Genomic DNA, 17,888 nt, shown 5'->3' with positions numbered 1-17,888 from the left:
GTAGTGAATACTCTTAACGGAAATAGACGTAAATATTGTGAAATACAGAAGCATTTATAATGACTTATTGGATATACAAATTAAATGAAACTTTGAAATAAAATATCGGTGTTAAAACAAAGACATCATGTCTTGCCCCTTTGGATTTTTATATCTATAGGGGCATTTTATAGTGAAAAGGGTTGTTTTGAATACTTGTTTTAATGAGTGAGTTCTTTCTAATTGAACGAATGAAGTACGTTATTCAAAAGATTGCTTTACTTTAATATTTATACTGTATTCTAGCAAGCAACGTTTCTTATGTAAGGAAGGGGGATGAGGGATTATATGAAAAGAATGAAAAATATATGGTTGTTAGTGTTATGTTTCTTATGTTTGAGTGGATGCAATTATGAAAATGAAGATCAGGTGAAAAAATATATAAAAGAAAAACATGGGTTCGATGTTGTTGTAACAGATTGGGGTGGGATAGATGAAGGAAATATGGGACATACATACCATACTGTTCAAGCAAAAGATAATAAAAATATTCAATTTCGTGTAGAGGTAAATGGCATCTTCTATTCCACAATACAAGGTGATGAATACGAATATGGGAAAAACACATACGAGGAATATAAGAAATTCAAACCTGTTCTTGAAGAAATGAAAAAGTTAGGTTACGAGGAATCTGAAAATAAAAATGTTCTGCAATATATAGTAGATTATAACAATGCAACAGGAAAACCAACAGATGAGTTGTTATTAACCTTAAAAACGAGTAAGGAAATCGATTATAGTCAATTTGAAACAATAGAATTAGATCGTTTACATTCATTATTCCAACTCATTCAAAAGAGTAATAGAAAGATAACAGAACTTCAAATTGAGGATCATAATGGTAAATCGATTGGTCTTCCTTTCGAAAATGTGCAAAAGGATATAACGAAAGAAGAACTTCTACTAACAATGAAAGACACAGTAAGCGGTTATTGGACATATTTGATTAAAACACAAACAAAAGTCTTTGAAAGATTAGAAGAAATTCAAAATGACCGCTTTGTAATTAAAGATATTACTTGTGCAGATCCGAAGGAAGGGAAATGTCCAAAATATGAAGCTACGATAGTTTTTAATGACAGTTCTATGGAGTATAAAAATGATCCCGATGTAATGGAGGATCTGACAAAGGTGGTCACGATTTTTAAAGAAGAACTACATAACGAGAAATTTGATATATTTGTATCCAACAAAGATAGAACAAGTTATTCACGCTGGCTAACGTCAGAGAAAATTCAAAACAGTAATAACATCAATGAACTAATAAAATAATTGTTTATCAAAAATAACATGTAATCGTTTTTCATAACTAACATAACCATCTAACTCTTTAACGATAGATGGTTATGTTAGTTCCACATGTTATATTTTCAAATAAAAGTCGTATCGTTTGAAAGAGTATAGAGTTATGAATTAAGTTGTACTGTTTATAAAAAAATTGCACCGTTTTGCATCATCGGATAAAACTCCTGAAGCTATAATCAAAATGTATTCCAAACCAAAAATTAGAACAATATCTATTCTAAAACCAAAAAATAGGATGAATCTATATAAATTGTGATTAGATAATATATGCAATGTTGAAAGTATTATTTGTTATAGGAAGCAGGTGTACTGAGAGTGAAGAAAGTAATAGCAACTCTATTTATAGTAGGATTTAGCGGAATATTACTATATTTATTTACTGATATTTTTACAAAAATACAAATCCATAAACCAGTAGGAGATAACTTAAAAGAACAGTATGGGATAAAAGATGGGGATTTTAAAATACTCTCTGCACATGATAACCGACTTGGAGGAACAGGTATTCAAACTTATATAGAAATAAAAAAACCATATTATACCACTACGTATGTAACTGTTGACCGAAATTCTTATGAGATAGATCAAGATGATGATAAGTATGTCTTCTTAGATATATTTAAAGGTGCTTATGTCCAACAACATAGTGAAGTTATAAAACAATCAAATGAAATTATTAAAAAATATAACTTATTAAGTGAATCAAATGACGCATTTGATAAGGAGAAACAAAATTTCTATTACTATTTAAATTTTACTATCGATGAACAACAGGAAAAAGAATTGCTTGCAAAGTTTAAACAAACCCAACAATTAGATACGAAAAAATTAATCAAAACTTTAAAAATGAATGAATCTAAAATCAATTCTTATCATATGGGAGTAGTGAACTTTAATTATTATTATAGTGTAGAAAAAAACAAGGGAAATATACCAGATATCCTTAGCATTATGAATGATTTTCACAGAGGTAATGTTTTAACAGAAGGCATTTACAATATAGCACTGCAGCCAAGTAGCTCTTCAGGTATGGATTTTGGCAAGGGGAGTTATGTTTTGTTTAGCGTAGATAAATTAGGTGAATTTAAGGTGATTAAAAAAAGCGAGAATGAATGATGATTCACACATGGCCCAGTACCAGGGTTGTTGTAATTAGAGTCAAGGTAATGCTGGTACTGGGCCTACATATAAAGTTTAAAAAGTACGAATATCAAATAAATCCCAACTGCATAAACGGGCGTAATTGTATAGGAACATAAACAAAAAATGAACTAACTTTTAAAAAAATGGTCTCGCAATCCTAAGGAAAGAGTTGGTTTTAATCAATCTTTTTTAAAATCAATTCTTTTTGTGTGCAATAGAATGTGAGTTGATAAGAGGTTTTTGAGCAAATTTTATTTTAAAACAACGTTTAAAAGGAGTGAAAAATGAATACAATTAATAAAATCTTAAGAGATTTTGCTGATATAAATGCGGATGAATATGTAAGTAATTATTATGAGCTTAGTATTATGTCAGAAAATAAAAAGGACAATATTTTTGACCTTGCCAAAAAGGTGACATACGCTACTAGTAATGACACATTAGAACTCATCCACTTGAAAGAATGGAAAAAAGAATTCCTAATTTGCCAATATCCCAATGGAGAGTTTTCTTGGTTTGGGAAGATACCGTTCGGATATGATTTAAATGGATTGACTTCGAAGGAATATATAATAGAGCAATTATTAGATGTATTCAAACAAGAACCAGATGAGATTTATTGGATTAAATTAGATCCAGGAGGTTATTATGCATGCTGTTATGAAGAGTATTTGTTTAAGACAAACAAAGGGGTTTATTTTTTTAGTATGCAAGTACACGATTAAATAATCAGGATTTGAAATATAGTTTTATTAATAAAAAAGATTGATAATCTAATAATAAAGAAGAAGCCTCCATGTCAAAGGAATAAGAATTAAATGAAGAATAAAGATAGTCCAGGTGAATTTTGTATTCTGCTTAATTCCTATTATGTTTTTGAAGATAAAGTTAAAAAACCAAGCACCTAAAATTATAACAGATATCTCAAAAATCGTAATTATCCATTCTAGTATAGTATGTTCTACATCAGGAGAAGCGCCAGCCATACCAAGAACAACTATAACTGGAAATGAGGGTATATAAACAAGTAAATAAGAAAAAAAGTAAAAAATATATTTTATCAATGTTTTTCCTTCCATAAGATCCACTCCTATTATAGAACTAATAGTTAAGGCGAATTATCGAACTTACTCAAAAGTTACACATGTTATATTTTAAGTATATAAAGTTAGTGCTTTTATACATAAATGGAGATCCCTAAATAATGTTATTTTAGAGACCATCAGTGGTGAAATATCATATAATATCAAGAAGTGATAAGGAACTATAGCAAACAATTAGTCTGCATATATATATCAATCTAATTATAGCGAAAAAGTCAAGAATTGGAATCTTGACTTTTTTGCTATATACATATCAGAAGGTAATAAGGGACTATAGCACAATTTAATCAATATTTTAAAATAGATGGTAATATACTACGAAATCATATCAATAGTAATAAGGAGCTATAGCTTAACCCTTTTAAAATATATCAATATTATAAAAAAAGTAGAACGTAAATACACACAAAAGTCCGAATATTACGTGAAAAATAAATTGAATATGATGCTGTTAATTTATATAATGTATGTAAGACTTTCTTTTTTCTTTTTATAATCCATAAATACTACAACCCTTTCGGGGAAATGACTTTGTAAAGTAGCCTTGCTTACAAAAATTCATATACCCGAAAGGTTTTTTTGTGTTTAAAAACAATTAGGCATATGCCGTTTATATAAATATCTCTATAAAGAAAGGATGAAGGTAGTTGTATATGTTTGAAAAAGAATTTTATTATGCAGTTACTTTAAAGGACTTGTAATACTTCCACTAACTTATTAAACAAAATTCATACTAAGTAGTAGGAGGAAAAATAATGCATGTTACTACTAAAATGAATGAACCAGACGGATTTGAGCGATTAGCTAAGATTTTAGAGGAAGTTGAGAGATCTGATACTCATCCGCAGATGATAGGAATTCTAGTAGAAGGTAAAACATATCAATCTGCCTTTTGCTTTGCACATGTTGTTGCTGATATAGGGCAGCGTGTACCCTTACTACTTTGCACAATAATTAGGGGCATTGATAGTACAGTTCAAAGTATAAAAGCCGCGATTGATAATGGGATTTCTGGTTTGAGGTTTGGTAATGGAAGGATCATATACTTTTTCATTTGAAGAATCACCAGCTACTGCAATACGTAACGTTATAGGTGGGAAAAGTATGGAATTGGTACTTCAAAATAATGGGAAGAACCTATTTATCAAAGATTATTAGAGAAAAAGGAGATGGAGACTGTACCTTGTTACTATGACAAGAAGTTATTTAAATATTTCTAGGTGTTAAAGTTCAATTTCAATGAATATGAAATGAATTATTGTATTAGTGAAATGGTAAAAGAGTAGAAAATCTTGTTTCCGAAGGCGGATTGTGGAAGCGTGGTAGAGGAGGTTAATAGTTTAACTGATTACATGCTTGGATATGTAGAAATTATATTAGAGAAGGTGTCACATGAGGTGAAACCATTCTATAACCCTCTAATAGATTTGCCCTTAGAACATTTTCTTTCATAAAGGGAGGAAATTATAATGATAGGTGAAACTTTTAAAAATTTATTATTAAATCTGGCTGGTTTAATAGTGGGGTTAAGTGCTATATATTTAATAATTAAATATAGCTTCAAATTAACAGTAGAAAAAGCTATACCTAATTTAATAGCTTATGCTAGCTTATATTTACCAGGAGCTATAACATTTGGTTTAGTTGGATATTTTTCGAATTCATGGATTTTTGGAATTGTAATGGGTGTTATAGTTGAGGCAATTCGTTTCTATGGATTAGGAAGAATGCAAAATCAGATATGCTCTTCATTAAGAGCGATGAAAGTGAAAATTGCTATAGCAAAAGCAAATAAAATAGCAATTGTTAAAAACAACCCTTTAGAGGTAATTGAAGCTGCTAAAGTTAATATTGAAAAAGAGAACATAGTACAAGAGCAACCAGTAATTGAATTGAAAAAAGAACGGAAGGAAATTATACAAACAGAAGAACCAGAAATAATTGACGATGCAGATGATGTAGAAGATTTAGATGAAATGGAAGGCTTAGAGCGTGTAGCGGTTCTGGAGCACATAGAAATGGTCGCAGAAACTAAAGAAGAATTACTAGTTAAAAATGATTCTACAGTTAAGCGTGAACGTAAACAAGCAGAAACTACACCGGATACACAGGAAATTTATGAACAACTACAACTAGTTTTAGTTGGTGGGGATTCAGAAAAAAATAAAGAAGATATTAGTTTTGATTAATATAAGAGCTATCATCATGTTTAATGATGATAGCTTTTTGCATTTAGAAGTAAAAAGCTTTTTTAAAATGAGCTAACAACGTCATTTCAAAAAACTATAGAAACACATGGAAATAAATGGTGTAATCACTTTTTATCCTGTATGATAAAAATGGGGATATTCCAATATTTTCATAGTCAATAATTTACTTAATAGAAGTAGAAAAAATTATTAATAGGAACGAAAAGGATGACCAAAATGGGAAGAAAAAGGAACTGATATGGCGTAGACCGTGTTTTTGTTAAAGATTTAAAATATGAAATAGGATCGCCTGAATCTCATGGACTATCCATAAATAAAACTAACTTTGCAGATTGGGAGTTAGAGTTAAGTGCCGATGAAGAGGAATTATATTATTTTGAAGAAGCAAAACAAATAAAGGAACCTATAGAATTTGCCATTTATATTCAATATATGAATCGTTTAACAGGAGAAGCGATAGTGAAAAGTATTGAAGAAAATACAATTGTAGTAAAGGGAATTACTGTTTTATATGGTTATAGATATGTATCATCACGTTGAAAATACTTTGACCTTTAAACAGAATAAAATAAACAAATTAAGGGGTAGGTAAGATGGGGAAATATGTGAAAGACCAAAAGGTAGTTGCCTATACATTACTAGGATTAGCACCATGTACAGTAGTAAGAGTTGGTTGGTTCTTTATTATGGTAGAGGAAGTGGAAACGAGACATTTATATTCTGTTACAAAGAAGAAGCTAACTCCTATAGAGGAAGAAGCACACTATTTAGTAGAAGAGAGTACTGATGAAGACGGTGTATTCGATATAGGTAGATTGTTTGCTAAAATAAAAGCAGAAGACATGGACCTTGCAAAGAAATCATTTGAAGAAAATGAAGACTTCAAGAAATACGAAGATTTTCACAATCCATCAGAAGGTAAACTGTATGGTGGAGAGTACTATACTACAATCAAAACAGGTAAAGAGTTACTAGAACAATACTTTAATCGAGAAGAGCTAGAGCGTAATGGTACTAATTAAATTAGATGTGAAAACAGTTAAAGGTCAAATCTTATTTATGTTAGGTATATAGACTAAAAAAATGTATATTTGATTATTGGGAGGACAAAATAATGGATTTGGTAAACAAATTTTTAAACGGTTTGAAAGCAGCATTATCAACAGCTGATCTCGAAGCACTAAATAAAGCATATGGTGCTACAAAAGGGGATATTGATATATTAAGGACGAAATATCCAAATTGTCCAGAATCACTAATCTCTTTACTTGAAAATATCGATGGTACATATTGGCGGAAATATGGGGAAAACAAAGTTGCGGTATGTATTTTAGGCTCAGATGTTGAAGAGTATCCATATTATTTGCTTTCAATACAGCAGATGCTCGAAAGTTCAAAAGAAGAAGAAGACGTCTCCTATCTTTTAGAATACCAAGATGACGAGGATGCTGTTGACTCAAAGATAAATCCAGAAGGGCTTCTCCCTGGCAAGTATATTCACTTTTCAGATTGTATGAACAATGGTGGAACATCAAAGCTGTATATTGATTTTAACCCTTCTGATGAAGGTGTATGTGGTCAAATAATTCGTTTTTTACACGACCCGGATGAATATGAAGTGATTGCAAACAGTTTTGATGAGTATTTACAGGATCTAATTGATGGTAATTTTAATTATTTAGACGAAGAAGAATCTCAATGATTTGTGAAGAATTACACTTAAACTAAAAGGTTCTTTAGTTGAACTAGATTTAAATAATTTTATTACTGATTTTTGTCTACAAACACATTTAAAAGATTAAAAATTAAACAACTTTAAAGAGCCTTACTACAATATGATTTGTAACGAGGCTCTTATATTTTTAAATAAAAGTTAAATAATCTAGTGTATGGGGTTTAAACGCAAATCCTTTATTATTATGAGTGTTCATTTTCATTATTTGGCTCACAAATTAAGAAACTTTATTATTCACCCAAAAACCTATTCTCTATGACGCAACTAGATTTTCAAACGAATTTAATAACCATCTGTCATTTACATAGACAGATGGTTATTGTATTTTTTTGCGTCAAGACTAAACAACTTTTTTATCTTTACATTTGCCACCGCGTGCAAGTTTAGATCACTATATATAATGTTGCATAAATGCATACGAAAATCTTAACAAAGATTAACAATTAGATGAAGAATTCAACGACATGGATTCTTGGAGAGAGGTAGTCGGAAATATTGAAGAGAATGCAAATATATATAATCGTAATGTTTTGAGTGTGGGGTGCAAGAGATTTCTAGAGATAATAATTTAGAGGAATTACAAGAGGGCATGGAAAAAGGAATTGAGCAAGGTAAGATGCAGATGATTCGAGGGATGTATGAAATTAGTGTACCGCTTGAAACTATTGCAAAAGCAAGTAAATTGAGTGTGAAGGAAATAGAACGTATTTTAAATCTAAAATAAATTTATATGAGTATACAGAACTCATGAGTAGAAAAAATTAGACGTTCATTACCATAGTACGTTTAATGGGAAAGCATTGCTGAAGATTTTGGCAGTGCTTTTTTTAATCAATTTTTTGGTGTTTTTCATGCTGCTCACAATTATATAAAAAGTTGAAAGAAGAACGTGAAATGTATTCACGATTAATAAATATGATACAAATCTGATGTAATGTTGAGGACAGAATTCTTCAGTAATTCAATGGCCTTTTAAACGAATCTTCTCGCTAAAATCTTGTAAGAAGAAAATACTAAAATGTTTACTATAAAGCCTCAATATATGAGGCCTTTTCTTTGTGTAGAGTCACTTTCCGAAAAGAAAAGACACCCTAAGGTGCCTTTCTCCGACTTGAACCATCTTAATTTTAATAATATGTATTGGATGCCAAGCCAATCAAGTTAAGTTATCATAATACTCCAAAAAGAAATACCGTATTAAAGAGTAAAAATATTCTACTTCTTAGTAGAATTCAGTTTTATTTCTATAATTCTCCATGTTTCCACTCTTTATTATGAATATCTAATCCTTCTTGGCCAAAGTAATGGAGAATAAATTCTTTTTCATCACTATCAGTTTTTTTAGCTAGTTTAGATCCTTCCATACTTAGCTTTTTTCCAGAGCGTAAATAATGAATTTCACTATAGTCTTCAACTGGAGATTCAAAATCTCCATCGTACCATTTGTTCAGAAGAGATTCATATCTTTGTCTTTCATCATCAGTATTGATAACATTTAAGTTGTTTTTTAGGTATTGAATGTTTTCTTTGGTCACTTGAAATTGACCTATAAAACGGGTACCGGGACCATGAAGATTATTCCCATGAAATGTGATTTTTTGGAGACACATATGTATCATCATGTCATTTATAGTTTGCTCATCTCGGATTTCTCCAATCGACTGTGCTGCTTTAGATAAATCATCTTCACTTACTACATAACTATCTTTAGGTTGCTTTTGAATGGTTTGAACTTTCGGCTTTTCCTGAACCTTTTCTTCTTGTTTAGGTTTTAATTCATTTGTAGTCTTCTCATTTGAGCTACAAGCAGCCATTCCAATAAATAATGCGCTGCATGCTAATGTAGTAAGTAATTTTTGCTTCATGTTGAGTACCTCCGTTATGTACTAGTTATTTCAGAAAAAATGTAAGATTTCTCATCTCATGGTAGCAAACTATTTATCTATATATTGTCGTATTTTGTCGAAAAATAATAAAAAAGACACCCTAAGGTGCCTTCCTCCGACTTGAACCACGTTCATTTAGTATAAACTTATCCGTATTATCCCTTTGTTATACGTGTAAACACATCCTATAAAACAGAATCGTCTATATATACCAGATTGTTAGTTTACAAAATACAAGAGATTTGAGATCAATATTAGAGTGACGTGACATTTTTGATAATTGTCAATATGTTACGTCTTTCAAAAGAATCTGCTTTATAGAACGTGTCCACGATTTATATTTTACTACATGTAATATTTGTTTAGTGTAATTTTTACAAATATGTATAATTACATAAAGTTTATGAGAAAAAGAGAGTATACTTTGATATTGTGTAATAAAGATAAGGCCCACCTACGGAAATAGGTGGGCTTTTTTATTGGGTATTACTATCTCAGTGCACAAAAGGGAATTTGTATTTAAATAATAGCATATTCTTAAAGTTCTTATATTGAGAAAAAAAAAGACGCCCAAAGGTGCCTTACTCTACTCAATCTACATAAGACTTTTCTTACAGCACAAATATATCTGGGTTCCCACCCAATTTATATTTTACTACATCTATTTATAAAGTTTAATTAATTTGATGTAAATTTTATAAAAAAAAGACACCCATATAAGAGTGCCTTTTCCGATAGTTTTTTAGCAGAAGCAAGAAGCTCCAACAATGATTAATAAAATAAATAAAACAACTAATAAAGCAAATCCTCCGCCACAACTACCGCAACTACCACCAAAGCCCATTTTAATCTCTCCTTTGAGTAGGAGGGGAAAATTAAGGTCACTCATGTATTTTAATGGATTCACTTTACCTTATGTTTTTACGAATGAATTGAGCAGGTCCTTTTGAAAATAAAAAAAGACACCCAAAGGTGCCTTCCTCCGACTTGAACCACTTTAATTTTAATAATATGTATTGGACTCCCATCCAAATATTATTTTACCATGTTAAATTGTTTTGTCCATTGAGAAATATGATTCGAATTTATATCTTATTGAAATTTTTTTCTTATGTAAGAAGCAATATGATCGTAATCTCCATAGATAAACTTTTCGTTAATCCCTATAAAATCAAGCTTTTCAAGAATTTTTTCTTTATTGTTAATGACAACTATTTTATCCGACACAATCTTTTGTATACCTTCAACGTAAGGGGTTTTTATAAATTCGCCACTCTGAAGGTAATTTTGATGTATAAATAATCCTTGTTGGTTGCGTCCTCTTTCAAAAGTTAATAATGGATCGGATAGACAAAAGGTTTATGAAGGATGAACAGTAATGGATAAACAGGAGCGAGATGAATACGAACGAAAGAAAATCTTGTGGATCGTAAAGGATTTAAGAGCGAATGGTGTACATAACGGCGCAGATAAGGTTGAGGAAACATACAAGAAGTATATCACTCTAGCTAAATGATAAAAGCCCTACAGGGGATGTAGGGCAAGACTAAGGGTATTGAAGAATTGTCGATTCTAAAAGTAAAGGACTTCTTGGAATGTTATAAGTTTAACACGAAATTCAATAAAACATTATATAGAGATGTTACGAAATCGTGAATATAAAAAAACAAGGATAAAAATTATGAAAAAAGTTGATAATCCATAGAAGCTATGAGGGATTATGTTTGTAATAGCGTCTTTATAGAGTTAATAGGACAAGCTTTTACTTATCGTAATATTCAAGAATCTAATAGGATAACCCACCTAATAGATAGATTCCTGGGTATTTCGATGCTCAAAAGCATCAAAAAAGCCCGTATAGAAGCACAGTCCGGTTGATACACATATCGGTAACTAAATATTAAAAAAAATACTCAGTAAGTACTATTGAAAAAATAAAAACCGCCTTAGCCCTAAGACGGTTTGGAGAAAACACATATAATAACCCATTTATATGTGTTTTCTCCTACAGTAAATAAGGAGGAATGTGGAAATGATTGAAAATCCAATGTTAATTGGCAATCATCATGATTCATCAGCCAATGATTCTATCGGAAATTGCGAAGGGTGTTCTCAAGAGATTTATTTAGGTGAAGAGTATTTGGATTTTGATGGAGATTACATACATAACTCAATGGAATGTGTTGAAGAGTATGTAGTTGATCATTCAGTTATGAAAGTGGCAGGTGAGTAAAATGAGCCTGCAAAGCAAAATTGAAGCTGAAATTCAAATTATGAAGAGTTTAGTTGAACGATATAAGCAAAGTAATGAACCTAACGCTGCATCGATGGTTGTAGCTTATGAATACGGATTACAGGTACTTACGGAAGTATATGAAGTTAGTAAACAAACAGAAATATCACCATTTTAAAGGGGAGGAAGATTCATCTGACAACTGAAAATTATTTTTCTAAATTAGCTCAAATAGATTGCACGGAACACGTTGAAAAGAAAGGGCGCTTTAACTATTTATCATGCGCATGGCAGTTAAAAAACTTCGTGAAGTAGATCCAACAGTAACATGGGAAGTAAAACGATTTGATGGAGCGCCTTATCTCAAAACAGATTGTGGTTACTTTGTAGAGGGTGAAGTAACTGTACAAGGAATAACACTAAGTCAGATTCACCCAATACTAAACAATCAGAACAAGCGGATTGCAGAGCCTAACAGCTTGGACATTAACATGAGTATCCAACGGTGCTTAGTAAAAGCAATTGAACTTCACGGATTAGGATTATACATCTATGCAGGTGAAGATTTACCAGAGATCCAAGAGGAAATGATTACTGCTCAACAAGTTGGTGCAATCAAATTAAACATAAAAAAATTAGCTACTCTTCGAAAAGTGGATGAAGACACGATTAAAGGACACTTATGTATTAAAGAAGTTGGCGAATTGACATTAAAACAAGCTGAAGAAGTACTTAAGAAATCAACAAAGTGGGTTAAACAGGCTGAAAAAGAAACTTCTGAAATCGAAGAACAAGAACAAGCAGAAAAAATAGAACAGACAAACTAAGGAGATGCTAAGCCTATGTTAGATAAAAATCAATCTAAAGTCGTCCTTCCGAAGTGGGTGTGGAAGGGCGCACGGAACGAAAAAGAAGCAAGAGTAAAGGCGATTGAGTACATTACTCCCGATCGCTATCCAGGATACAAAGTAATTAAGGTTCAAGGCGACATAGCAGTATGCGAAAGGGCGAATGCGTGATGTTTAAGATACCTGTAAGGCGTGGATCGATGAAAGAGATGTTAATAGCAGTTCGTGATTTAGAAAAACGAGGTTATGACTATGTAACACCAATTAAGCGGGTATATAGAGCAGAAAGAACTTTCCATCACGAAGGTAAATTCAGGGGGAGAGACAAGGTTCGTTTTACTGGCATGGAAGACAATGTGAGTTATGAATGTTGGATGAAGAAGGTGAACTAAATGACATTAATAGATAGAAGAAGACGTGGATTTTTCATGATAGATAACGAGATTGTAGACGATGCAAGGCTTTCTCATAAAGAAATGCCAGTGTACATGGTCCTTTGCAGACATCTAAATCAAGAAACGGGAAGTTGCTTCCCTTCTTTACCAACAATCGGAAAGAAAGTCGGGATGTCAAAGAATACGGTAATCAAGGCTTTAAACGCTTTAATTGAAATGGGTTATGTGACAAAAGAGAAACGTTCATCTAAAGAACAGGATGGTATGTCCAATGTTTATTACGTCAATGACGTTCACGATTTGAACACTAACAATACTAATCTTACTACTACTAATTTAACAATAAGTAGTAGTAAGAAGAATCCCTTCTCATTCTACGAAAGTAACATTGGAGTTTTAAATCCATTCATGGTAGATGGCATAGATCAGTGGATTAAAGATACAAGTGAAGAACTTGTTATAGCAGCTATGGAACGTGCATGAAAGCAACAGAAGAAATGGAATTATGCTGAAGGCATCTTAAAACAATGGGCTAACAGAAACATTAAGACTTTAGATGATGTGGAAGCCTTAGAAGATGAATACCAAAGAAATAAAGGAGCGAAGAACAATGCAGAGAGCGGCACTAGCAATACCAACCAATATAGCCAAAAAAGGTGAATATGACTATGGATTCTGATGTGTGCGATACGCATGGCATGAATAAGATGAAGTTCGGTGGACAAGTTGTTTGCCCTCGCTGTTTCCTTGAAAACGAAAGTAATAAACTTCAGCAGCAAGAACAAGCGAAATACGATGCAGATAAAGCAAATGAGAAGAAATTCATGTTTCATCAACAAAGCATGATTGCAGATAGCAACATTAAGAAAGCTAATTTTGATAACTACCAACCTACTAGCGAGGAAGGAGCGAAGAACCTTGAAATCGCAAAGGTCATTGCAACGGATTACCTCAATGAGAAAGTGTTTAACACGATTATGGCCGGGAATTGCGAAGCAGGGAATCGCAGTCCTGAAGAAGTGGATAGAAGACGTCATGCTGTTATGGCGGAACTAAGAGAAATTCATCAATTACAACTGGAGGGGAAATGGGATGCCACGACTTGGAACGGATTTGGAAAAGGAGAATTACACAATGGCGTTGCAGCAGGGAAGGTACATGAAGAAATCGCGTCGTAACTTATATATCGCTTTAGAAGAGTTGGACTTATTGTTTGATGAAAGTGAAGTGATTCGATTACGAGAAATGTGGGTTGAGGATAAAGATATTCTTGAAATAGCAAAAGAGCTAGGAAGGCATCAATTAGAAATAGCCGCCTTAATCATGGATCAGGCAGATAAGAACAAAATTAAATCTCGTCCAATGGGGTTAGGGGCATGAAACAACTAACACTGGAGGATGTAGTAGGAAGTTTTGATTATAGCGCAACAAGTACAGCAGAAAGATTTTTGAAGAGTAATAGCGTTATGACGTACTCAGTAGAATTTTACGATAAAGACGAGAAGTGGAAGCTTTGTTGGTTTGAGTCTAAGTCCGAGGGCACAGCTATAGAAATGGCTAAAAAGAAATACGGAAAGATACAAATCATTACTACTTATATTTCGGATAGAACCTTAGAGGAAATCATGAATTTGGATTAGGAGGCATAGCTCTATGACGATAAATAGATGGCTTGAAAAGGAAGATTATGAAGCAGCCGAGAAGAACGGAATTGGTTATTACATGTTATATCGTAGGGTATATCAAATGGGATGGGATATTGATAAGGCAATTAATACACCACCTCGGAAATATCAATTTAGGGAACAAAAGTGGTTGAGACTAGCGTTAGAAAATGGGATTAAAAAAATGACATTTGTAACTCGTGTTTATAAAGGGATGTCACCAGAGGAAGCGGCGAAAAAGCCTGTAAAGAAATTGAGAGCAACAATGGAAGATATGGTCAATTTAGCTGAAGAGAATGGTATTTCATATAGCACATTTAGTACAAGAGTATTAAAAAGAGGATGGAGTCCACAAATGGCAGCAACTACACCTACAAGGAGACCTGAGAAGAAAAGAAGCTAGGAGGAAACATGGATAGGAAACAAATCTACATCGATGTATTACTGCAAAAAGGAATTTATAAAGAGGAAAAGACAGGACGACAACTTTATGAGATGACTGAAAAAGAGTTGTGGAATCTAATAAAAGGAATGTATCAAGAATGATGGAAGTGGAGAACGGTATGTACGAGATCACGAAGTTAATTAGTGGAGCAAAGGGAAAAAAGTAATGAAAAAAGAAACTGTGGTGCAGGTGCGCCCACGTAGCGGTATGACGCGTGATACAAAGTTAAGGGTCGCTTTTGGAACGGTGGATAGTGGCTACCGTGGAGAAGTTGGAGTCTTGGTTGATCACACTGAAAGACCAATAAGTTTAAATATGCAAGCCAATGTGGTTGAACGAGGAACAAGGATTGCTCAAGGCGTAATAGCGCCAGTAATAACAGCTAATTTTTTTGAAGTAGACAAGCTATCAGAATCGGAAAGAGGAAATCTTGAGTTTGGATCGACTGGAATAAAGTAAGACCAAATTTGAATTTTGTTAAGAAATGAGGCTACAAGCATAGATAATTATATGGGGAAAAAGAGCATTATCACTGAAATAAAAAAGCCCTGCACACAGGGCATCTAAAAAGATACCTTAGCAATAACAACGATTTGGGGGACGTATTCGCTAAGGTATCTGGATGGATGGTTGCATACTAAGTATGCGGTCAAGAGCATTGTTGAATGTATTGGGTTATTCAACAATTTAAGAATAACATGAAATTTCTGTTAATTAATCCGGTAAATTTGTCCAAATAAGGTGGTTCTATGAAGGGTTTTCACCTAAGAAATAAATTTGTGAATCTTAACAAAATCCTTATTTAAAAACAGGAAGCCCTAGAGTTAGGGCTCTAGGGCTTCTTGTTTTGGTATATCTCACACGGTTTTATAAAAAGAATAGAACATACTGAAGATAACATATGAATGTTTCATAAATGTATCGAAAAAGTGAACAAAATTGCTATTGCAGAAGAAGCAGAAATGAAGTTTCTAATAGTTAAGTACGTAAAAGGTGTTATTTCCAGTGGATAAAATGCGCGTGGGGCACCTAATCATTATTTTACCGGAGGAAAAGAATATGTTATGAACTTGGTTGAATGAAAAAATGAAAATTTTACTTTAAGCGAAGTTAATGTAATATATTTTGGGGGTTATATCAATGATTGTTATCTCGATGGACACTTTAACTTTATAAAAGTCCTAGAAGAAAAACACAACTATGAGGAATAGTAAGCTATAAAAGTGAATAAAATCGTTTTTTAAATAAAAGAAACCCCGATTGTCTGCGGGGCTTCTAAGGGTAATCATCAAGTAATGACGTACTCGACTAAATAACCATATCATGAATTTTTTGGTAAAAATACTGGTAAATGTGTCCAAATGGGTAAGGTCATCATTTTGAACAAAAACGCTATTTTAATAAAAAAAGAGCTTGCAAGGAAACAAGCTCTAACGTAATTGAGATGTCTATATATTACCATTCATTTCATTATAATTCCATAAGTTGTGGTTGAGAAATAAAGTATAAGCAATTTATTGAACTACCCCCACTTTCACTTCGTTTAGAAGTGAAAGTGGGGGATTCCTAAGTAAAGAGTTCTATCGAACTCTAATTTATTGGGCTAACCCCGCAGTCCTTGCGGTTAGAAGCCTTATCGCTTCATTCTTTAGATTGATACTTGCGTTAATATCCCTATCATGGTGTGTATGGCAAGAAGGGCAATCCCATTTACGTAGGTTCAGATTTTTAACGTCTTTGTTTTGATATCCACAACAAGAACATAATTGGCTTGAAGCAAATGTTTTCGATACGACAATGACTTGTTTACCGTACCATTTTGCCTTATATTCCAACATAGTTCGAAACTGTGACCATGATACCTCACTAATTGCTTTTGCTAACTTATGATTCTTTAACATATTAGATACTTGCAAATCTTCTATACCGATAACATCGTGGTTTTTGATGATTTCAGTTGAGATTTTGTCCAAGTAATCTTTTCTAGCATTTGCCATGTATTCATGAATTCTAGCTACCTTTACTCGTTGTTTATTCCAGCGAGAAGATCCTTTCATTCTTTTAGAAAGAACACGCTGTGCTTTTACTAAATTCTCTTCTAACAATCGAAAAAACTTCGGATTTTTATAGGTTGTTCCATCTGACAAAATGGCGAAATCTTTTAGTCCTACATCTATTCCAATGTAAGAATTTGTTTTCGGAAGTTCTTGCACTTCTGTTTCAACTAACAATGAAACAAAGTATCTACCAGAAGGGTTCCATCTAACCGTAGCATTTAAAATACGTCCCTTTACTTCACGACTTTTGGCAAATCGAACAAGACCTAGTTTTGGCAATTTTATTTTGTTTCCTACAACAGCAATGTTTTCATTTGTTTGTTTTGTGGTGTAAGATTGTACGTTGTTCTTCTTAGATTTGAAACGCGGGGTATTGTTTTGTTTTTGGAAAAAACGTGTATAAGCATCCGCAAGGTTGCGAACAGACGACTGAATCGCAATACTATCCACTTCTTTTAGCCAAACAAACTCTTTCTTCATGGCAGGAAGTTTGGCAGAGCATGTACCATATGTCAAACCTTTTCCTGTTTCTTTGTATGCATTATTCCATAGAGATAGGAAATGATTGAATACAAAACGAGAACAGCCAATCGTTTTATTGATTAGAGTCGCTTGTGCTTTATTTGGATAGATACGAAATTTATATGCTTTATTGATCATCATTCATTTCACCTCCATTTCGATATGTATCTATTATATAACGAACATACATTCGGTAGGTAGTGAAGTAACAATTTATGTATGTCGAACAATTAAGATGGCTCCCTGCCATCCCTTGTCCGAAGCGAATTCATCTCCCACCTACTCACTTAGCGTTCCTTGAGG

The 17,888-nt window shown here is 32.7% G+C and carries 22 protein-coding genes and 5 pseudogenes; 23 read left to right on the top strand and 4 right to left on the bottom strand.

Annotated elements, in window-relative coordinates:
• Positions 1-327: 327 nt before the first annotated feature.
• From JDS98_RS07665 to JDS98_RS07655, 3 genes are all read left to right on the top strand, one after another.
• Positions 328-1,311 carry a hypothetical protein gene (locus tag JDS98_RS07665; protein WP_199633742.1) on the top strand — a complete coding sequence of 328 codons (984 nt, stop codon included), beginning with the start codon at positions 328-330 and terminating at the stop codon, positions 1,309-1,311.
• 348 nt (positions 1,312-1,659) lie between these two features.
• Positions 1,660-2,460, top strand: coding sequence for a hypothetical protein (locus JDS98_RS07660; protein ID WP_098711886.1), 801 nt, complete (start codon positions 1,660-1,662; stop codon positions 2,458-2,460).
• 311 nt (positions 2,461-2,771) lie between these two features.
• Entirely contained in the window at positions 2,772-3,212 is a 441-nt protein-coding gene (locus tag JDS98_RS07655; protein WP_098711887.1) for a hypothetical protein, read from the top strand.
• A 48-nt stretch (positions 3,213-3,260) separates the two neighbouring features.
• On the opposite strand, the gene JDS98_RS07650 is transcribed toward JDS98_RS07655, so the two are convergent.
• Entirely contained in the window at positions 3,261-3,566 is a 306-nt protein-coding gene (locus tag JDS98_RS07650) for a hypothetical protein (protein WP_098711888.1), read from the bottom strand.
• Between the two features lie 779 nt (positions 3,567-4,345).
• On the opposite strand from JDS98_RS07650, the gene JDS98_RS07645 reads away from it, so the two are divergent.
• The 6 genes and pseudogenes from JDS98_RS07645 to JDS98_RS07625 form a co-directional block, all read left to right on the top strand.
• Entirely contained in the window at positions 4,346-4,648 is a 303-nt protein-coding gene (locus tag JDS98_RS07645) for a hypothetical protein (RefSeq protein ID WP_199633741.1), read from the top strand.
• Positions 4,649-5,059: 411 nt separating this feature from the next.
• Positions 5,060-5,779 carry a hypothetical protein gene (locus JDS98_RS07640; protein ID WP_098911872.1) on the top strand — a complete coding sequence of 240 codons (720 nt, stop codon included), beginning with the start codon at positions 5,060-5,062 and terminating at the stop codon, positions 5,777-5,779.
• Positions 5,780-6,079: 300 nt separating this feature from the next.
• The gene (locus JDS98_RS30205) at positions 6,080-6,340 is read left to right on the top strand and encodes a transposase (RefSeq protein ID WP_307838285.1); all 261 of its coding nucleotides are present in this window, start codon (positions 6,080-6,082) and stop codon (positions 6,338-6,340) included.
• A 53-nt stretch (positions 6,341-6,393) separates the two neighbouring features.
• Positions 6,394-6,822, top strand: a complete 429-nt coding sequence (locus JDS98_RS07635; RefSeq protein ID WP_098711891.1) for a hypothetical protein — start codon at positions 6,394-6,396, stop codon at positions 6,820-6,822.
• Positions 6,823-6,914: 92 nt separating this feature from the next.
• Entirely contained in the window at positions 6,915-7,502 is a 588-nt protein-coding gene (locus tag JDS98_RS07630; RefSeq protein ID WP_098711892.1) for an SMI1/KNR4 family protein, read from the top strand.
• Positions 7,503-8,115: 613 nt separating this feature from the next.
• Positions 8,116-8,259, top strand: a pseudogene (locus JDS98_RS07625) (Rpn family recombination-promoting nuclease/putative transposase); the annotation flags it as partial.
• 520 nt (positions 8,260-8,779) lie between these two features.
• Here the strand turns inward: JDS98_RS07625 and JDS98_RS07620 are convergent.
• Positions 8,780-9,400 (bottom strand): DUF6241 domain-containing protein, encoded by a 621-nt coding sequence (locus tag JDS98_RS07620; protein WP_098711893.1) that lies wholly within the window; start codon positions 9,398-9,400, stop codon positions 8,780-8,782.
• A 763-nt stretch (positions 9,401-10,163) separates the two neighbouring features.
• A complete protein-coding gene (locus JDS98_RS07615; protein WP_079995239.1) occupies positions 10,164-10,265 on the bottom strand; it encodes a YjcZ family sporulation protein in 102 nt (33 codons plus the stop codon).
• Positions 10,266-10,799: 534 nt separating this feature from the next.
• Here JDS98_RS07615 and JDS98_RS07610 point away from each other — a divergent pair.
• From JDS98_RS07610 to JDS98_RS07545, 14 genes and pseudogenes are all read left to right on the top strand, one after another.
• Entirely contained in the window at positions 10,800-10,937 is a 138-nt protein-coding gene (locus JDS98_RS07610; protein WP_000360683.1) for a hypothetical protein, read from the top strand.
• Between the two features lie 516 nt (positions 10,938-11,453).
• Positions 11,454-11,654 (top strand): hypothetical protein, encoded by a 201-nt coding sequence (locus JDS98_RS07605; RefSeq protein WP_000572106.1) that lies wholly within the window; start codon positions 11,454-11,456, stop codon positions 11,652-11,654.
• A 1-nt stretch (position 11,655) separates the two neighbouring features.
• A complete protein-coding gene (locus JDS98_RS07600; protein ID WP_176549951.1) occupies positions 11,656-11,832 on the top strand; it encodes a hypothetical protein in 177 nt (58 codons plus the stop codon).
• A pseudogene (locus JDS98_RS07595) lies at positions 11,820-12,481 on the top strand (Sak single strand annealing protein). Before JDS98_RS07600 ends, JDS98_RS07595 begins: the two are co-directional and overlap by 13 nt.
• Before the next feature lie 15 nt (positions 12,482-12,496).
• On the top strand, positions 12,497-12,673 hold the full coding sequence (locus JDS98_RS07590; RefSeq protein WP_000884759.1) for a hypothetical protein: 177 nt from the start codon (positions 12,497-12,499) through the stop codon (positions 12,671-12,673).
• A complete protein-coding gene (locus JDS98_RS07585; protein WP_000472845.1) occupies positions 12,673-12,894 on the top strand; it encodes a hypothetical protein in 222 nt (73 codons plus the stop codon). Before JDS98_RS07590 ends, JDS98_RS07585 begins: the two co-directional genes overlap by 1 nt.
• Positions 12,895-13,576 (top strand): annotated as a pseudogene (locus JDS98_RS07580) (DnaD domain protein). It abuts the gene before it with no gap.
• Positions 13,560-13,898: pseudogene (locus tag JDS98_RS07575) on the top strand (ATP-binding protein); the annotation flags it as partial. The pseudogenes JDS98_RS07580 and JDS98_RS07575, both read left to right, overlap by 17 nt.
• Entirely contained in the window at positions 13,875-14,075 is a 201-nt protein-coding gene (locus tag JDS98_RS07570) for a hypothetical protein (RefSeq protein ID WP_180235686.1), read from the top strand. The pseudogene JDS98_RS07575 and the gene JDS98_RS07570, both read left to right, overlap by 24 nt.
• Complete coding sequence (locus JDS98_RS07565; RefSeq protein ID WP_142345903.1) at positions 14,032-14,277, top strand: helix-turn-helix domain containing protein; 246 nt, start codon at positions 14,032-14,034, stop codon at positions 14,275-14,277. Before JDS98_RS07570 ends, JDS98_RS07565 begins: the two co-directional genes overlap by 44 nt.
• Entirely contained in the window at positions 14,274-14,537 is a 264-nt protein-coding gene (locus JDS98_RS07560) for a hypothetical protein (protein WP_199633740.1), read from the top strand. Before JDS98_RS07565 ends, JDS98_RS07560 begins: the two co-directional genes overlap by 4 nt.
• 13 nt (positions 14,538-14,550) lie before the next feature.
• Positions 14,551-14,964: a hypothetical protein gene (locus tag JDS98_RS07555; RefSeq protein WP_199633739.1), complete on the top strand. Its 414-nt coding sequence runs from the start codon at positions 14,551-14,553 to the stop codon at positions 14,962-14,964.
• Between the two features lie 8 nt (positions 14,965-14,972).
• Positions 14,973-15,107: a Fur-regulated basic protein FbpA gene (locus tag JDS98_RS07550; protein WP_000375382.1), complete on the top strand. Its 135-nt coding sequence runs from the start codon at positions 14,973-14,975 to the stop codon at positions 15,105-15,107.
• An 82-nt stretch (positions 15,108-15,189) separates the two neighbouring features.
• Positions 15,190-15,465: pseudogene (locus JDS98_RS07545) on the top strand (dUTP diphosphatase); the annotation flags it as partial.
• A gap of 1,136 nt (positions 15,466-16,601) precedes the next feature.
• On the opposite strand, the gene tnpB reads toward JDS98_RS07545, so the two are convergent.
• Positions 16,602-17,726: an IS200/IS605 family element RNA-guided endonuclease TnpB gene (gene tnpB, locus JDS98_RS07540; RefSeq protein WP_199633738.1), complete on the bottom strand. Its 1,125-nt coding sequence runs from the start codon at positions 17,724-17,726 to the stop codon at positions 16,602-16,604.
• Positions 17,727-17,888 lie beyond the last annotated feature (162 nt).

The organism is Bacillus cereus group sp. N11 (assembly GCF_016483605.1).
In the GTDB taxonomy this organism is placed as follows: domain Bacteria; phylum Bacillota; class Bacilli; order Bacillales; family Bacillaceae_G; genus Bacillus_A; species Bacillus_A toyonensis.
The sequence above is the reverse complement of the archived record's forward strand: the minus strand, read 5'-3'. Positions and strand labels throughout refer to the sequence as shown.

Bases quoted from the DNA above. Each gene is read 5' to 3' on its own strand.
- JDS98_RS07550 (WP_000375382.1), top strand. From the start codon at position 14,973: ATGGATAGGAAACAAATCTACATCGATGTATTACTGCAAAAAGGAATT.
- JDS98_RS07620 (WP_098711893.1), bottom strand. From the start codon at position 9,400: ATGAAGCAAAAATTACTTACTACATTAGCATGCAGCGCATTATTTATT.
- JDS98_RS07565 (WP_142345903.1), top strand. From the start codon at position 14,032: ATGGCGTTGCAGCAGGGAAGGTACATGAAGAAATCGCGTCGTAACTTA.
- JDS98_RS07635 (WP_098711891.1), top strand. From the start codon at position 6,394: ATGGGGAAATATGTGAAAGACCAAAAGGTAGTTGCCTATACATTACTA.
- JDS98_RS07645 (WP_199633741.1), top strand. From the start codon at position 4,346: ATGCATGTTACTACTAAAATGAATGAACCAGACGGATTTGAGCGATTA.
- JDS98_RS07655 (WP_098711887.1), top strand. From the start codon at position 2,772: ATGAATACAATTAATAAAATCTTAAGAGATTTTGCTGATATAAATGCG.
- JDS98_RS07605 (WP_000572106.1), top strand. From the start codon at position 11,454: ATGATTGAAAATCCAATGTTAATTGGCAATCATCATGATTCATCAGCC.
- JDS98_RS07630 (WP_098711892.1), top strand. From the start codon at position 6,915: ATGGATTTGGTAAACAAATTTTTAAACGGTTTGAAAGCAGCATTATCA.
- JDS98_RS07650 (WP_098711888.1), bottom strand. From the start codon at position 3,566: ATGGAAGGAAAAACATTGATAAAATATATTTTTTACTTTTTTTCTTAT.
- JDS98_RS07570 (WP_180235686.1), top strand. From the start codon at position 13,875: ATGGCCGGGAATTGCGAAGCAGGGAATCGCAGTCCTGAAGAAGTGGAT.
- JDS98_RS07560 (WP_199633740.1), top strand. From the start codon at position 14,274: ATGAAACAACTAACACTGGAGGATGTAGTAGGAAGTTTTGATTATAGC.
- JDS98_RS07640 (WP_098911872.1), top strand. From the start codon at position 5,060: ATGATAGGTGAAACTTTTAAAAATTTATTATTAAATCTGGCTGGTTTA.
- JDS98_RS07600 (WP_176549951.1), top strand. From the start codon at position 11,656: ATGAGCCTGCAAAGCAAAATTGAAGCTGAAATTCAAATTATGAAGAGT.
- JDS98_RS07555 (WP_199633739.1), top strand. From the start codon at position 14,551: ATGACGATAAATAGATGGCTTGAAAAGGAAGATTATGAAGCAGCCGAG.
- JDS98_RS07615 (WP_079995239.1), bottom strand. From the start codon at position 10,265: ATGGGCTTTGGTGGTAGTTGCGGTAGTTGTGGCGGAGGATTTGCTTTA.
- JDS98_RS07585 (WP_000472845.1), top strand. From the start codon at position 12,673: ATGTTTAAGATACCTGTAAGGCGTGGATCGATGAAAGAGATGTTAATA.
- JDS98_RS07590 (WP_000884759.1), top strand. From the start codon at position 12,497: ATGTTAGATAAAAATCAATCTAAAGTCGTCCTTCCGAAGTGGGTGTGG.
- JDS98_RS07665 (WP_199633742.1), top strand. From the start codon at position 328: ATGAAAAGAATGAAAAATATATGGTTGTTAGTGTTATGTTTCTTATGT.
- tnpB (WP_199633738.1), bottom strand. From the start codon at position 17,726: ATGATGATCAATAAAGCATATAAATTTCGTATCTATCCAAATAAAGCA.
- JDS98_RS07610 (WP_000360683.1), top strand. From the start codon at position 10,800: ATGGATAAACAGGAGCGAGATGAATACGAACGAAAGAAAATCTTGTGG.